Source organism: Legionella pneumophila subsp. pascullei (assembly GCF_900637585.1).
Taxonomy (GTDB): Bacteria; Pseudomonadota; Gammaproteobacteria; order Legionellales; family Legionellaceae; genus Legionella; species Legionella pascullei.
This window is the reverse complement of the sequence record NZ_LR134380.1, coordinates 1,001,290-1,015,937: the sequence shown is the minus strand read 5'-3', so window position 1 is coordinate 1,015,937 and position 14,648 is coordinate 1,001,290. Positions and strand designations below refer to the sequence as shown.

The following is a 14,648-nucleotide window of genomic DNA, read 5'->3' as shown; positions in this document are numbered from 1 at the left end:
ATCCTGGTTCTGACTGTTAAAAAGAACCAGGGCAGATGTGTATAGGAGAAGTATTTCATGCAAAAAAATAAACAAAATGGCGGGCAACTCCATGCGATTATGGCTATTTTCGCATTGATAGTGTCCACTACTCTTTGTTTTATCCCCATATTATTTGTTGGATTATTAAAATTATTTCCTAATAAAAACTGGCAATCCCTTTGCACTCGTTGTGTTGATAAGATTGCTACTTTTTGGTGTGGAATAAATAACTTTTATGTGGCTAAAGCACAAAAAATACATTGGGAAATCTCCGGGTTAAATAATTTAACTCCTAAAGATTGGTATTTAGTCGTTGCCAATCATCAAAGTTGGCTGGATATTGTCATTCTTCAACGTTTATTTAACAGAAAAATACCCGTTTTAAAATTTTTTATCAAAGATCAGTTAAAGTGGATTCCTCTACTTGGCTTTTCCTGGTGGGCTATGGGTTGCCCCTTTATGAAGCGGTATAGTAAGGAGTATTTGGCTAAAAACCCTCATAAACAAGGAAAAGATATAATTTCAACTCGCAAAGCCATAGAAACTTTTAAAAGAACCCCGGCTTCTATTATGAATTTTGTAGAAGGAACCCGTTTTACTAAAGTAAAAAAAGAACAGCAACAATCCCCTTATAATTATTTATTGAAACCCAAAGCAGGCGGTATTAGTTTTATCATTAACTCGATGGGACAACAGATAAAAAGCCTGATTGACGTCACTATCGTTTATGCGGAAAAAAACCATTCTCTCTGGGATTTTCTTTGTAAACGAGTCAAGAAAGTTAAAATCATTATTCGTCAACTCCCTATCCCTGCACAATTTACATCGGCAAATCTTATTAACGATTTTCAGGCACAAAATGCATTCAAAGAATGGTTAAATGAACAATGGGCAATAAAAGATAATTTAATAGCCTCTTTACAGGAATAAAACATGAACTCACTTCAAGCTCTAATTGAACAAGCCTTTGAAAACCGTCAAAATTTATCGCTCGACACAGCCTCCTCAGATTTGATCAATGCCATTAATGAAGTTCTCAGTGGTCTGGATAATGGCCAATTCAGAGTCGCTGAAAAAATAAATGGTGAATGGACAGTTCATCAATGGCTTAAAAAGGCAGTTCTTTTATCCTTTAAACTTTTCCCAAATCAAATCATAGATGCGGGGTTTTGCCAGTTTTACGATAAAATACCGCTAAAATATACGGATTGTAGTAATGAGCAATTTCAACAATCAGGGGTAAGAGTTGTTCCTCATGCCATGGTGCGGCGTGGAGCATATATTGCCAAAAATACAGTTTTAATGCCTTCTTATGTCAATATAGGTGCTTATATTGATGAAGGGGTAATGGTTGATACCTGGGCAACTGTTGGTTCTTGTGCCCAAATAGGAAAAAATGTACATATATCTGGCGGCGCAGGTATAGGAGGTGTTTTAGAACCATTACAAGCGAACCCAACCATCATTGAGGACAATTGCTTTATTGGTGCCCGCTCTGAAATAGTGGAAGGGGTTATCGTAGAAAAAAACTCCGTCATATCAATGGGAGTATTTTTAGGCCAAAGCACTAAAATCTACAATCGAATCACTGGCGAAGTAAGCTACGGCAGAATTCCGGCTGGCTCAGTAGTTGTTGCAGGTAACTTGCCAAGTCATGATGGAAGCCACAGTTTATATTGTGCTGTCATTGTGAAACAAGTGGATGAAAAAACTCGCGCGAAGGTAAGCATTAATGATTTACTAAGAGCCAATCAAGATGACTGATATTAAGCAAATTCTGACTGACCTCATTCGTTTTCCTTCTATTACACCAGAAGATGCTGGCTGCCAAAAATACATGATTCAATTTCTGGAGCAATTGGGATTTACTTGTCAACAACTGAATAATGGGCCTGTATCCAATTTCTTTGCCTGCTATGGCAAAATTGGGCCTTTATTGGTGTTCGCAGGCCATACCGATGTAGTTCCTGTTGCTGAAGTATCAAAATGGGATACAGACCCTTTCTCGCTCGAAGAAAAAAATGGCGTGCTCTATGGTCGTGGGGTTGCTGATATGAAAGGCAGCCTGGCCTGTATGTTGCACATGGCCAGAAGATTTATTAAAACTTATCCTTCCTTTCCAGGCAGACTAGGATTTCTGATCACTAGTGGCGAAGAAGGCGATGAATTTAATTTGGGCACCCCTTATGTGATGCAAAAACTGGAGCAGCAAGGGATTGTTATTGATTATTGCATAGTAGGTGAACCTTCAAGCAGCTTGAAAGCTGGTGATATCATCAAAATTGGAAGGCGTGGATCATTAAGTGCCAAAATACATCTGAGTGGAAAGCAAGGTCATGTTGCCTATCCGCATTTGGCTGACAATCCAATTCATAGAATTAGCCCCGTATTAGCCGAACTCACTTCAATGCAATGGGATAATGGCAATGCTTATTTTCCTCCTACCTCCATGCAAATAACTTATATTCATTGTGGAGGGCATGCGGGTAATATTATCCCAGGCGAATTAAATCTGCATTTGAACTTTAGATATTCGACAGAGCAAACAGACGAGTCGTTAAAAACGAGAGTAATTAATGCCTTTACACACCATAATCTTAACCCCGCTATAGAATGGCGATTAAATGGCGAACCATTCTTAACGAATAAAGGCATATTGCTAGAAAGTTGCAAACAAACAGTGCTTGAACATATTGGGACTCTCCCCGAGCTTTCAACAAGTGGTGGAACTTCAGATGGGCGTTTTATAGCACCTTATGGGGTTGAGGTTATAGAGCTGGGACTGGTAAATGCAACCATTCATCAGGTTAATGAATGCACTTCTCTACAGGATTTGAATACACTTGAAACCATGTATTTTTCAATCTGTGAGAAATTATTAATTGATTAATCAAGCCAATTCTGTAATGAGGGTTCGCACCAACAATCCAAATTACAGTAATAGGTTAGTAACCTCATCTTTAAATATCCTCTGGCGGTCGGATTTGAGTTCAGTTTGGATGAAAATAATCCTGAAAAAGCACAGCATAGATAGTTATGTGAGAATTTTGAAGGATTATTTTCGTTCAGGATGAACCAAATACGGCCGTTCCAGGTAGTGAGCTGATTTCATAGACATTGAGTCTCCAAAAAACTTTCTGGAGACTTATATGTAAGCTATACTCATTTGTGCTTGAAGATTTGCTGGCTTTAACCTAACTCGGCATTTAATAATGAACGCTCTTTTGGTCTAATGCCCACCACTCCATCACCACCTTCTGCTTTATCATTAACAACCTTGGTAACACAAGCATCAGACCATACGTTTAAGGCAGTTTCCAACATATCAATCAAACCATAGAAGGGAAGAATAACTCCCATAAGCGTGATAGGCACATTCATACTGGAGAGTAAACTAACGCTTAAGAAAAAGCAGCCCATAGGAACGCCGGCATTACCTATTGCCGCTATAGTTGATACTAAAACCCATATCCCCATAGTAGCATAAGAAACCTGGATGCCGTGACTTTGCATAAGATAAATGACTGTGGCAAAAATAAATGCGGCACATCCATTCATATTAATGCTTGTGCATAATGGTAAAACAAAACGACTGATTTGAGGGTTAACCTTTAAATTAGCCTCTACAGTATTCATTGTAACAGGCAAAGTACCGACAGATGACTTGGAAAAAAAAGCAACAGATAACGCAGGTAACATTGCGCGCATCGAAGATAATGGTTTAATACCATTTGATTTCAGCCATAAAGGCAGAATGACTAATCCTTGTATCAAATTAGCTAAAACAATAATCATCAAGTATTGACCTATCCCTTTAATATCCATACCCGATCGCAACTGAATTACAGTAGAAGTAATGAACCCGAATAACCCCAAAGGTATTAATTTAATTATCCATTTGGTCATCACTAAAAACATCCCATGAGCGCCGCGGAAAAATCGAATAATAGTTTCACGTGGCTCTGTCTCCGGTATTTGACGAACAGCAAAACCGATAACAATACTAAGCAACAATACCCCCATAACCTGTTGCTCCAGGAATGGAGATAATAAATTAGTCGGTATCATGTTACTCAAATAGCCAAGATATCCCAAACTGCTGGTGGATTTTGGGTTCGCCGCATCCAAGTTGACTTGAACAGTGCTTGGATGAATCAAAATATATAGAAAACAGCTGATTAATGCTGCAACTAAAGTTGTAGCAAAAGTATATTTAATTGTTCTTTGCCATACACTTTTCATCAAACTATCCGTTTGATAGTTTGCCAGAGTTACAATAATCGACAAGGAAATAATAGGTAAACTAATGCACTTGAACAATTTAATAAACAAATCAGAAATTAAAAGCCCTGTTTCTTTTAAAAAAGGCAAATCGGATAATCCACTTATTATCCCAAGTCCAATCATCGCTGCATAAATTAGTGGGGTACTAAAAATATATTTATTCTTTTGGTGGTGTGCTGCACACATAGCTGAATCCTTAAAACTTTAGTTAATTATTTAAGCAAAGTATGATTAGCAGCAACAACAGATGGCTTGATATATGGAGTGAAATAATGAGGAATTATAATAATATAATGATTGAATTGACATAAAAGTCATCACCCATAGCTAAAACTGTTCATTTAGAGTACATATTGTAACACGATTTTTCTTCTAGTCAATAGGATAAATAAACTGAGTCAATAATACAGGGCTTACGAAAAATCCCAAGGTCAAGGCAAAAAATGTTTTTAATGAGGGAGTTTAGATAAACTAAATGACTGAATTAAAAACTTTTTTAACAAAGAGATTGGGGTTTTTCGTAAGTCCTGTTATATTCTTCACAGAACACACCATATAGATACTAATTAAATACTTCAAACCCCATCTCAAACAATTGTATCTGTTCATGCTGAAAAAGAAGATGGCGCCTCTCAAATGGGCGGAGTTACAGTGGTAACTTGATGTTTCATAAACCCGCCAGTTACCACTTGGCATGGGCATTACGTATTGATTAATGCACTGCATATAATTTGTTGCTTCAGACGTACTATTCTTCTGTACGCCTCATCAATACGTTGAGAGGGAATTTGCTTGTTAATTACCAATTTTTCAATCACATCTATAACTTCCGGTGCGGTAATAGTTCCAAGCTGATTGGCAAATATGACCATATCAGCCCCGGCATTGATGGTAAGACAAAGAGCATCTTCTAATGAATAGTGATTTGAAATGGCATGCATTTGCAAATCATCGCTGATAATGACCCCGTCATATCCTATGCTTTGACGTAACAATAACGTTAAAACGTCGTAGGACAGAGTTGCTGGCAATCCCTTACTATCCAAATGCTTATTGATCACATGTGCCGTCATTACCATGATAGGGTTAGACAGGTCTTTTAATAAACTTCGATAAGGAATTAGCTCATCGGTTTGAAAGGTTTCTGTAACATCGACAAATCCCTCATGTGTATCTCCAGTGGCGCTGCCATGGCCGGGGAAATGTTTATACGCACAAGCAATACCATAACGACTGAAAACATCAACGAACTGCTTGGCCAAACGAATAGTTACCTCTGGGTTAGAAGAAAAGCTTCTTCCCAGGTTTCCAATAATCCCTGCATGAGCATTTAAATTTAAATCAACAACCGGGGCAAAATTTAAATTAAAACCTAATGACTGCAACGTCATAGCCATTTGAGTTACTTCTTCATCAAAATCATCACTGGATAACTTTGCAAGTTCCCTGGCTTTCATAGTAGGCGGACAGCCTTCTATTTTGCTTAGTCTGTCAACCACTCCACCTTCGTAATCAATCGCAGTAAATAAAGGCAGATTGTCATTACCTCCTGAAATCATTGATGCATAACGATTAAGCTGTCGAATCAATTGCCTTATCTGAGCCTGATTCCTTAAATTCTTGCCATAAATCCCTGTGGATAGATCTTTGTCGAATAACAACACTCCGCCGAGACCATCATTAGATAACCATTGAGCAACCGGACTATTATCATGCAGCTCGGAACCATGAAATCCCATAATCAGCATTTGTCCGATTTTGTTTCTTATTGTAATCAATCACTCGCTCCATCACAAAATAAGCATAAAATCATACACAAAGATATTCTCTCTGGCTATGCCCCGCTACGCATTAGCTTTTAAAATTAAAGCTTGGGATCAGGAATGTTCTTGAAGTTGCATTTACAGTTTCCTGCTACATTGGGTGGAAAGGGAACTTGAGCAAAATCTGCCGGAAAACAAACGGGGATAGTCCAGGCCAAATCTCCAGGATTCGCTTTTTCTGGTAAATACCAATTCCTTAATGCCGGGTATGTTTTTCCGACATCATTTTGCCAAAAGACAGGCGAAAATTGAGCGACATATCTCAACCCTTCAGCAGCCTCACAATTGAAAGTACCTCTAGCCCATGATTTTCCTTTGGGAGCGGTAATTGTCAACAAAGTTTTTGACGTAGAATCTTCAATGACATCGACAGTAACATCATAATCAGTCCAACAATTGTCTTTAACCAAAGTATAGATACATGTGAAAGACCAAATTGGGCTAGTCACAAAGCACAATGCAGATAGGGCGAGTAAACGTAAGTACATGATTCAATCCTAAGATTTAATGAACCATTATTACTATATAGTATATACAATATTTATAAAAATAATTTTCTGATAAACTGTTTTAAGAGGGGAAATAACCTGCTCTCCCCTCTTGGCTCTATTAGTTAAAGCACAAACAAGAATTGTAATCTGACTCAGATGAAGGTTCAGGATTAATGGATTTGGCAAACGCTTCCAAGCCCATACCAACAGCCAATAAAGTGCCAGCCAAAGTCCATCCAGCCAGTATCGCAAGACCGACCCCGGGAACGCCCAAGGCAACAGATAACACAACAGCAACAGCTGATGTGATGGGGGACGCGATCAAAAGTGGAACCGGATCCAAGTTACCTCTGGAAAACATTGAGCCTAACACAAATCCTGTCAAAAAACTGTTATGATGTTTTTCTGCAGCAGCAAGCAAGACAAGATCAATAGCAACCGTTCCTACAACAGCCATCACTAAAAGACCGCCAGCACCACCATACTTTAGACCTGTGCCAATAATAAAACTAAAATCAGATACCCCTTTTTGTATGGAATGTTGCAGTGTCATTAACCTTACTCCTAAAAAATTGAAAAATAATACACTTGATTTTGCACATAATCAACACTAATTGAACACTGAAGTAACGAGTACATTGGATTAAAACTCAAATAAAGCGATACAATTTATTCCCATACAAAAATAAAATATATTATCTTTGTGATGGAAAACCTCTTTTAATAGTTATCACAGTCTTGCTTTTATTTGCCGACAAGTATAAGCTTGCCCGGTTGGAGAGATGGCCGAGCGGTCGAAGGCGCACGCCTGGAAAGTGTGTATACGGCAACGTATCGAGGGTTCGAATCCCTCTCTCTCCGCCAAATTACAATTCCTGGTTATCCTTCACAGGGTATAAGGCTATAATTGCCGCTTTCATTGAGTTGCATAAAGCAGTAAATTATATCCATTGTGTAAAGACTACAGCTGGCTCATATAAGATTCTTTTGGTAAAACTGCTTTCAGAACCAACCAATTCAATCAGGGATATGAAAGATGAAAATGAAATTACAACTAATTGCAATAGGAATTTTATTATCAATCAACGTATTTGCTGATGGTTACTATCCTGAGCCCACCTCTCAAGACCAACCATGGACAATTATTGCCAGTTTTGGAAGTGGCAGATACCAGCACATGTACTCAAAAGATGGCAAAACCGCTTTAGGCCGATTGGCTCTGGCTAATGAATTAATGTTGAGTGGAGATATTGCTCTGGGTTTAGAGCTTGGGGTCCAAAATGGCAATAAAATGCGATTGAATATTCCGCGAGAAACCTTATCAGTCCTTGGATGGCTACCGGTAGAAACCAACCTCAGTCCAATGCTGGACTTATTAGTTACCGCCAAAAGCGACCCCTTATTTGGGAGTTCTTTTTTTGCACAATTAAAAGGTGGTGTCGCTTACAGGTCTTGGCAAGTTGATCTCTACCCTATCAATGAAATTTCACAATTAGCCGGAGAAATTCAAGCTGGTTTTGGTTATCCTATCACCGCTTTGGCCAGTTTGAGCTTGCTGTATCAGGGCGTTTTTGGTAACGATCCTAACGTCAAATTAAACGTGAGCTCAAAAACCGGCAGTGTTTCAAATATCCCTGTATTACATGGAATTTTATTAGGATTTACTGTCAACTTATAATCCATTAAGGTACGACGCAGCTTCCAGGCTGCCATCTCTGTTAAAGATAGAATATCATCTTCTTAAAGTAGTTTTTTTACTACAATTTGGTTTTTTCCTTTTCTTTTAGCTTGATATAATGCCTTATCCGCTGCAGTAATTGCACGCTCTATACTGACTGAACTTTCAAAATGAATATAAGCAATTCCTATGCTTAAAGTGACATGACTCATGAGTAATTTCTCGTTTGAATCATAAGTATGGTTCAAATTTTCTGTTTTAAAAGGATTTTTAATTATTTGGCAAAGAGATATTGTTTCTTTAATCGGCTGGTTAGCGATGATTATTGCAAATTCGTCTCCGCCAAGCCGAAACAGTATATCGTTTGAACGTCGAAATATTTTTTTTAATAAATCAGCGATGCTAATCAGGACTTTATCGCCAAAAGGATGCCCCAAATTATCATTGATTAATTTAAAATTATCTATGTCTATTGATACCAGGCTTAAAAAATATTGATTGCGTCTTGCTCGATTAAACTCTTGTGGAAATATGTTGTCAAAATATCTCCTGTTATATAACCCCGACAAAGAATCAGTGATTGACATTACTTTCAATTCATTGATTAATAGTTCTTTTTCATTGAATAATCGAAAATTTTCATTGAGCAATCTATGATTAATCTTTGCAGAAATAATAAGCATGGCAATAAATATTAGAAACATGGTTGCTAACATCGTTCTATCGACATCTAACAAGGCATAATTATAAACAATGACTGGTAAAAGCATTGGAAAAACATAGGCATAATAAGCTGGTAAATAAATAGACAGAGAAGCGATCGCGCCTGCGCACATTCCACCAAACACTAAAATAATAATAAATTCATGCAGATCATTTACATAAGGCAGTGTAATGAAGTAACACGCGCCCCATATACTGCCCGTAACAAATGTAAGAAGGAAAAACTCGATCAAAGTGGCTTGAATTCTATTTTTTTCTACTCCCCTCTTAATTATTTTCCAGCAGAAATAACTTCTTACCAAGCTTATAAAGACAATACCAAATATCCATGCCCCTATTATTAATGCAGGCACATTATTATAAGCCAGGTCAATGGCAAGCAATGTAGCCAAAATGATATTGAACGGAATTGCTCTTAGAGATCCCTCAACGAGCAAGGTCATACTTTCCTTGTAATGCTTGGATGAAGTCATTTTATCCAATGTCCATAAATTAATGTCCACTCTTTAAAATTATAGTACATTGTCAATCTCATAGAGTCTTAACATACATTGCGCTTTATTTTCTGTTATTGGTGACTTTTTATACTTTTTTTGGTACTCATCAATCGTTCGATTCTTTTCTGCATTAGTCCGTTCATAATTTTTTATCTTTCTTATTTATTAGAGACTATAATTTAATCAGTTAAGCTTTATAGTTTGTTTTTACAATCGTTTTTAAGATGATGAATTAAATGGAGTATCATCATGAAAGAAAAACATATCGCCTATAAAATTACTCTTTCTTCAACAGGCCTGGTTTGTACACATTCTGAAATTGAAGAAAACAAGATGATTGATCTGTTAAAAGAAATAAAAAATGATAATTCTCAGGCCATTTTCTGGATCTTTAAACAATTTGATAACCAGCCTAAAGAACCACTAGGGATCATCGATTGCAGCAAAAACCGTATTTATTACCATTATTCTGGTGAAGTTGAAGAAATTGATGAAGCCATTGAAAAACTAAGTAAAAAAATATAAACCCAAAAGTAGCTATAATGGTCAGATTTCATTGCATCGAATGCAGAGATATTTAAACGCATAGATTGAAAGTATAGCGCGCGAAGTCATACGGAAACAAACACACCATAATATAAAAATTAAACTCAAGAAAATTAAATAATATACTTTCGGTGTATTTTTAGTTCTCCCAACCACTGGACAAAAGCGTGTTTTTTAGTAACCATTCAGATCAAAATAATTCCTTTATTTTTAATAATAAATTATGAGGATTTCCTATGAATCTGATAAAAATTAAATCAATAACCTTATTAGGTGTACTTGTACATTGTTTTCTCTTCCCTACTTATGCTGCCACACAACCCAAAAACACGGTGAATGACACCGCCATTCAAAATGAAATATTAGTTTACATCAATAATTACAGACAACAGCATGGCTTATCGCCTCTCAAAATGGATAACCGCATCGTAAAGGAAGCGAAAATTCATTCCATGGATATGGCAAAACACGCGATACCTTTCGGCCACAAATATTTTAATAAGCGCATTGATAAATTACACACACAAATTAAAAACTCAAATGCAGGAGCGGAAAACGTGGCTTACAACTATAAAAATGCCCAGGATGTCGTCAAAAACTGGTTACGTAGCCCGGGACACAAAAGAAATATTGTTGGTAACTATGATCTTACGGGCATAGGCATAGCTCGAGATGAAAAAGGAAAAATATATTTTACTCAAATATTCTTAAGAACCGGAAATGCTAACTATGCTTCCAGAAAACCCTTTTCATCGATCTTTAGTGGCGCACTCTTCAGTAGGAAAGCATAACAATCAAGATTGGGTGTTTAACAAAATTTTTGCAATTTATAAGTGCAATTGAGTGGAATTAATTACAACATTAGCCTAATATTGAAACATAGACGGCAAACATTGTTCAGCCAACAGTACAAGTCTGGAAGCCAGATTGAGAGTGTGGTGAGCAAGCTCAGACTAGACTGAGAAGCCAAAAGCACTCCGGAGGAATCCACCGTTTTGAACAGGACTGCACTCAATCTTGCTGTCTATAACATACTAACACCATGGGCGTATTTATTACGCCCTTTTCTTTTTTAATTCCTCACTCGTCCAGATTCAAAGATCCAAAATTGGTAGTTTATGCTGTAGAAAATTATTCTAAATTACAATAGGATAGAATAATAACGGTAATAAGGATTTTCCCATGATGATTGCAACCTTAATGGAATCAGCTCAGGAAACGCGAGTAGCCATTACTCCCAACTCGGCCAAACAATACATAAAACTAGGCTATGACGTAGGGATTGAAAAAAACGCGGGGCTTAGCTCAGATTTTGCCAATGAAGAATTTGAAAAAGCTGGTGCAACAATTTTTGACAGCAAAAGTACTTTACTCAAAAAAACTCAAATTCTTTTATGTGTTAATGAACCTGATCCTAAAAACTTAAATGGCTTACCCTCAGATTCTCTGATAATTGGCCACATAGACAACAATCCTCTTAGCCCACTTGTTAAGTGGTGCCTGAATCAGCAAATGACATTATTTTCAATGAATCTCATTCCCAGGATAAGCCGTGCTCAAAGCATGGATAGCCTATCCTCTCAGGCTAACCTGGCTGGTTACAGGGCAGTTTTGGAAGCTGCGGCAACATTTCATAGAGCCATCCCTATGATGATGACTGCCGCAGGTATGATTCAACCGGCCAAAGTACTCATTCTTGGCGCAGGAGTCGCTGGCTTACAAGCCATAGCTACTGCGAAACGTTTAGGCGCTGTAGTTTATGCCTTTGACGTAAGAAAGGCAGCCAAAGAACAGGTTGAAAGCCTAGGCGCTGAATTCATAGAGGTAATGCAGGAACAAGATAGTGAAACAGCTGGTGGATATGCTTCAGAAACAAGTGAAGAATATAAAAAACTTCAGGCTGAGCTCATTGATCAATATGCAAAAACTGCAGACATCGTCATTTCCACAGCATTGATACCCGGACGTCAAGCCCCGGTTTTACTTCACAAAAAAACTGTCGAGCAAATGAAACCTGGTTCTGTGATTATTGATCTCGCAACCTCTCGAGGTGGAAATTGTGAACTCAGTGTTGCGGATAAAATCATTAAACATGGCGAAGTTACTATAGTGGGATTGAGTAATATGGCAGGTCTCGTCCCCGCTACAGCAAGTGACCTTTATTCTAATAATCTGGTTCATCTTATAAATCTTTTAGCAAAAAATCCGGCTGAATTTAACTTAAATCCTGATGATGAGATTATCCAGCAAGCCGTTCTTTGTCATAAAGGAACTTACCTACCCTTTCAGGAAGTAAAGGAGAAACAAAATGCCTGAGATTCATACACTTGGTAATCCTTATATTACGATATTAACCATTTTCGTACTGGCTTGTTTTGTAGGTTATTATGTGGTTTGGAAAGTAACACCGGCTTTACATACACCCTTAATGTCAGTCACCAATGCCATCTCCAGTATTATTATACTTGGTGCTTTAATCGCTGCAGGAAGTGAATTGATTGGAAGCATCACCTGGCTAGGCGGCATAGCCATATTTATTACTTCAATCAATATTTTTGGTGGCTTTGTAGTAACTCAACGCATGCTTCGCATGTATAAAAAATAATGATTTAAAGGACGGAATCAGTAATGAATTCAATAGTTCCACTGTTTTATTTATTGGCAGCAATATGCTTTATCTTGGCCTTAAAAGGACTGGCAAGTCCTGCTACTTCAAGAAGAGGGAACCTTCTCGGTATTCTGGGTATGATCCTGGCAGTGGGATCCACCCTGATGATGCCCACCACCTACCATCATATTCTATTAATCGCATTAATAGCAGGCGGCGGAATAATAGGAACTATCATTGCTTTGAAGATAAACATGACAGCCATACCACAACTGGTTGCCGCTTTTCATTCTTTAGTAGGTATGGCGGCCGTTCTGGTAGCCTACTGCGCCTTTTTATCTCCCGAGTCTTTTCAAATCGGTACACCTGGAGCGATTGCTACCGCAAGTCTTATTGAAATGAGTTTGGGGTTAATAATCGGAGCCATTACTTTTTCAGGCTCAGTCATTGCCTTTTTAAAATTACAAGGAATCATATCGGGCATTCCAGTTCGATTTTATGCTCAAAACCATGTCAACTTACTAATAGGGCTAACAATCCTGGTTTTACTCATTCTATTTGTAACCAATCAAAACCTGTTTCTCTTTAACCTGTTGGCAGGATTGGCCTTTCTTATTGGTGTTTTACTCATTATTCCTATTGGTGGAGCTGATATGCCTGTCGTTATTTCCATGCTGAACTCCTACTCAGGTTGGGCCGCAGCAGGAATAGGTTTCACGCTGAGTAATCATCTGTTAGTGATCACAGGCGCTCTGGTTGGCGCCAGCGGGGCAATTTTAAGTTATATCATGTGCGTTGGCATGAATCGCTCTATCTTTAATGTTATTTTTGGTGGAATAAGCAGTTCTGGGAACACGAAACAAGCCCATTCCGGCAATGAGCTACGCAATGTAAGACAGGCCAACGGCGAAGACGCAGCATTTCTGTTAAGTAATGCCAAGGATGTTATCATTGTTCCTGGATATGGAATGGCAGTGGCACATGCCCAACATGCCGTCAAAGAGCTTGTTGATGCTCTGGAATCCCATTCTATTCGTGTTCGTTTTGCAATACATCCTGTTGCTGGACGCATGCCTGGCCATATGAACGTATTACTTGCTGAAGCCAATATTCCTTATGACAGAGTCTTTGAACAAAGTGAAATTAACAGAGATTTTGCTACCTGTGATGTGGCTTACGTAATTGGTGCAAACGACATCACCAACCCTGCGGCCAAAACCGATCCCGCCTCCCCAATCTATGGAATGCCTGTCCTGGAAGTTGAAAAAGCCAAAACAGTCTTATTCGTCAAACGCAGTTTATCTCCTGGTTATGCCGGGGTAGAAAACGATTTATTTTTTCACGACAACACCTATATGCTTTTTGGTGATGCCAAAGTAATGACTGAATCAATCGCTAAGGCTCTGGGAGAAATATAACCCTTTCAAAATAAAAACAATAATTTCTGACGGGGTGGGTACCCGGTTCAAACCAAGCAAATGCCTTTTAATTTGCCAACGAAGCAAAATAAATGTATCTTAGCCCGTTAATTTTTCATAATGGAGATATATCTATGCTACGAAAAATCGGCTTTACGTTGTTATGCGCAGTGGCAACATTTAGTTCAAACACTTATTCAACTGTGACTCACACGCTCCAGGCTGGAGTAACTCTTGAATACGAGTTTCCACCTAATGAACCTCAAGTCTTTGTTAATTATTTGTATTGGGAAGTAGCAGCCGATTGTAAAATTACCAGCGAAGATCCCTCCAATGAACTTTTTGCAGAAGCACTGGCAAAAGCTGGTAAAATTAATGGTGTCACGCTCTCTAAAGGGAATACCATGCAAGTGACAGTTCATTCCGGAGATATTTTAAAACTAAGCGCGGAATCTGGAGCAAAAGTTCAAATCACTAATTTTGGACCGCATATGCTCAAAGCGACTTGTACCGCATAAAGAATTGAGCTGCTCTCACCCCAATGCCAAACGGTAATGGG

At 38.2% G+C, this 14,648-nt stretch carries 15 protein-coding genes and 1 tRNA gene; 11 read left to right on the top strand and 5 right to left on the bottom strand.

The genetic code is table 11. The annotated features are described in order from the left end of the window. The first annotated feature begins 57 nt into the window (after positions 1-57). Genes EL201_RS04670 through dapE form a run of 3 tightly spaced genes read left to right on the top strand, consistent with a single transcriptional unit; the run spans position 58 to position 2,911 of the window. Positions 58-951, top strand: coding sequence for a 1-acylglycerol-3-phosphate O-acyltransferase, YihG family (locus EL201_RS04670; protein WP_010946624.1), 894 nt, complete (start codon positions 58-60; stop codon positions 949-951). Between the two features lie 3 nt (positions 952-954). Next, positions 955-1,785 carry a 2,3,4,5-tetrahydropyridine-2,6-dicarboxylate N-succinyltransferase gene (dapD, locus tag EL201_RS04665; RefSeq protein WP_014326845.1) on the top strand — a complete coding sequence of 277 codons (831 nt, stop codon included), beginning with the start codon at positions 955-957 and terminating at the stop codon, positions 1,783-1,785. Then, positions 1,778-2,911, top strand: coding sequence for a succinyl-diaminopimelate desuccinylase (dapE, locus tag EL201_RS04660; protein ID WP_027221245.1), 1,134 nt, complete (start codon positions 1,778-1,780; stop codon positions 2,909-2,911). The genes dapD and dapE overlap by 8 nt, the downstream gene beginning before the upstream one ends. A 299-nt stretch (positions 2,912-3,210) precedes the next feature. Here the strand turns inward: dapE and EL201_RS04655 are convergent, their stop codons facing one another. From EL201_RS04655 to EL201_RS04640, 4 genes are all read right to left on the bottom strand, one after another. Further along, the gene (locus EL201_RS04655; RefSeq protein ID WP_014326844.1) at positions 3,211-4,491 is read right to left on the bottom strand and encodes a dicarboxylate/amino acid:cation symporter; all 1,281 of its coding nucleotides are present in this window, start codon (positions 4,489-4,491) and stop codon (positions 3,211-3,213) included. Positions 4,492-5,006: 515 nt separating this feature from the next. After that, on the bottom strand, positions 5,007-6,083 hold the full coding sequence (locus EL201_RS04650) for a glycoside hydrolase family 3 N-terminal domain-containing protein (RefSeq protein WP_027221244.1): 1,077 nt from the start codon (positions 6,081-6,083) through the stop codon (positions 5,007-5,009). Positions 6,084-6,169: 86 nt separating this feature from the next. After that, entirely contained in the window at positions 6,170-6,616 is a 447-nt protein-coding gene (locus EL201_RS04645; protein WP_027221243.1) for a hypothetical protein, read from the bottom strand. Between the two features lie 121 nt (positions 6,617-6,737). Next, complete coding sequence (locus tag EL201_RS04640) at positions 6,738-7,172, bottom strand: hypothetical protein (protein ID WP_013101237.1); 435 nt, start codon at positions 7,170-7,172, stop codon at positions 6,738-6,740. A 223-nt stretch (positions 7,173-7,395) separates the two neighbouring features. On the opposite strand from EL201_RS04640, the gene EL201_RS04635 reads away from it, so the two are divergent. Next, a tRNA-Ser gene (locus EL201_RS04635) sits at positions 7,396-7,483 on the top strand. A gap of 172 nt (positions 7,484-7,655) precedes the next feature. After that, positions 7,656-8,297 carry a hypothetical protein gene (locus tag EL201_RS04630; protein WP_011945986.1) on the top strand — a complete coding sequence of 214 codons (642 nt, stop codon included), beginning with the start codon at positions 7,656-7,658 and terminating at the stop codon, positions 8,295-8,297. Positions 8,298-8,359: 62 nt separating this feature from the next. Here the strand turns inward: EL201_RS04630 and EL201_RS04625 are convergent, their stop codons facing one another. Next, positions 8,360-9,493, bottom strand: coding sequence for a GGDEF domain-containing protein (locus EL201_RS04625; protein ID WP_027221242.1), 1,134 nt, complete (start codon positions 9,491-9,493; stop codon positions 8,360-8,362). A 273-nt stretch (positions 9,494-9,766) separates the two neighbouring features. On the opposite strand from EL201_RS04625, the gene EL201_RS04620 reads away from it, so the two are divergent. The 6 genes from EL201_RS04620 (at position 9,767) to EL201_RS04595 (ending at position 14,607) form a co-directional block, all read left to right on the top strand. Then, complete coding sequence (locus EL201_RS04620) at positions 9,767-10,042, top strand: hypothetical protein (protein ID WP_027221241.1); 276 nt, start codon at positions 9,767-9,769, stop codon at positions 10,040-10,042. A gap of 257 nt (positions 10,043-10,299) precedes the next feature. Beyond that, positions 10,300-10,854: a CAP domain-containing protein gene (locus EL201_RS04615; protein WP_027221240.1), complete on the top strand. Its 555-nt coding sequence runs from the start codon at positions 10,300-10,302 to the stop codon at positions 10,852-10,854. A 391-nt stretch (positions 10,855-11,245) separates the two neighbouring features. Continuing rightward, positions 11,246-12,379: a Re/Si-specific NAD(P)(+) transhydrogenase subunit alpha gene (locus tag EL201_RS04610; RefSeq protein ID WP_027221239.1), complete on the top strand. Its 1,134-nt coding sequence runs from the start codon at positions 11,246-11,248 to the stop codon at positions 12,377-12,379. Then, positions 12,372-12,668 carry a proton-translocating transhydrogenase family protein gene (locus EL201_RS04605; RefSeq protein WP_027221238.1) on the top strand — a complete coding sequence of 99 codons (297 nt, stop codon included), beginning with the start codon at positions 12,372-12,374 and terminating at the stop codon, positions 12,666-12,668. The genes EL201_RS04610 and EL201_RS04605 overlap by 8 nt, the downstream gene beginning before the upstream one ends. A 23-nt stretch (positions 12,669-12,691) precedes the next feature. Then, positions 12,692-14,089 (top strand): NAD(P)(+) transhydrogenase (Re/Si-specific) subunit beta, encoded by a 1,398-nt coding sequence (locus EL201_RS04600; protein ID WP_027221237.1) that lies wholly within the window; start codon positions 12,692-12,694, stop codon positions 14,087-14,089. A gap of 134 nt (positions 14,090-14,223) precedes the next feature. Continuing rightward, positions 14,224-14,607, top strand: coding sequence for a hypothetical protein (locus tag EL201_RS04595; RefSeq protein ID WP_027221236.1), 384 nt, complete (start codon positions 14,224-14,226; stop codon positions 14,605-14,607). The last annotated feature ends 41 nt before the right edge of the window (positions 14,608-14,648 follow it).

What these genes read in the sequence shown, in the direction of transcription:
- EL201_RS04670 (WP_010946624.1), top strand. Translation starts at nt 58, where the DNA reads ATGCAAAAAAATAAACAAAATGGCGGGCAACTCCATGCGATTATGGCT.
- dapD (WP_014326845.1), top strand. Translation starts at nt 955, where the DNA reads ATGAACTCACTTCAAGCTCTAATTGAACAAGCCTTTGAAAACCGTCAA.
- dapE (WP_027221245.1), top strand. Translation starts at nt 1,778, where the DNA reads ATGACTGATATTAAGCAAATTCTGACTGACCTCATTCGTTTTCCTTCT.
- EL201_RS04655 (WP_014326844.1), bottom strand. Translation starts at nt 4,491, where the DNA reads ATGTGTGCAGCACACCACCAAAAGAATAAATATATTTTTAGTACCCCA.
- EL201_RS04645 (WP_027221243.1), bottom strand. Translation starts at nt 6,616, where the DNA reads ATGTACTTACGTTTACTCGCCCTATCTGCATTGTGCTTTGTGACTAGC.
- EL201_RS04640 (WP_013101237.1), bottom strand. Translation starts at nt 7,172, where the DNA reads ATGACACTGCAACATTCCATACAAAAAGGGGTATCTGATTTTAGTTTT.
- EL201_RS04630 (WP_011945986.1), top strand. Translation starts at nt 7,656, where the DNA reads ATGAAAATGAAATTACAACTAATTGCAATAGGAATTTTATTATCAATC.
- EL201_RS04625 (WP_027221242.1), bottom strand. Translation starts at nt 9,493, where the DNA reads ATGACTTCATCCAAGCATTACAAGGAAAGTATGACCTTGCTCGTTGAG.
- EL201_RS04620 (WP_027221241.1), top strand. Translation starts at nt 9,767, where the DNA reads ATGAAAGAAAAACATATCGCCTATAAAATTACTCTTTCTTCAACAGGC.
- EL201_RS04615 (WP_027221240.1), top strand. Translation starts at nt 10,300, where the DNA reads ATGAATCTGATAAAAATTAAATCAATAACCTTATTAGGTGTACTTGTA.
- EL201_RS04610 (WP_027221239.1), top strand. Translation starts at nt 11,246, where the DNA reads ATGATGATTGCAACCTTAATGGAATCAGCTCAGGAAACGCGAGTAGCC.
- EL201_RS04605 (WP_027221238.1), top strand. Translation starts at nt 12,372, where the DNA reads ATGCCTGAGATTCATACACTTGGTAATCCTTATATTACGATATTAACC.
- EL201_RS04600 (WP_027221237.1), top strand. Translation starts at nt 12,692, where the DNA reads ATGAATTCAATAGTTCCACTGTTTTATTTATTGGCAGCAATATGCTTT.
- EL201_RS04595 (WP_027221236.1), top strand. Translation starts at nt 14,224, where the DNA reads ATGCTACGAAAAATCGGCTTTACGTTGTTATGCGCAGTGGCAACATTT.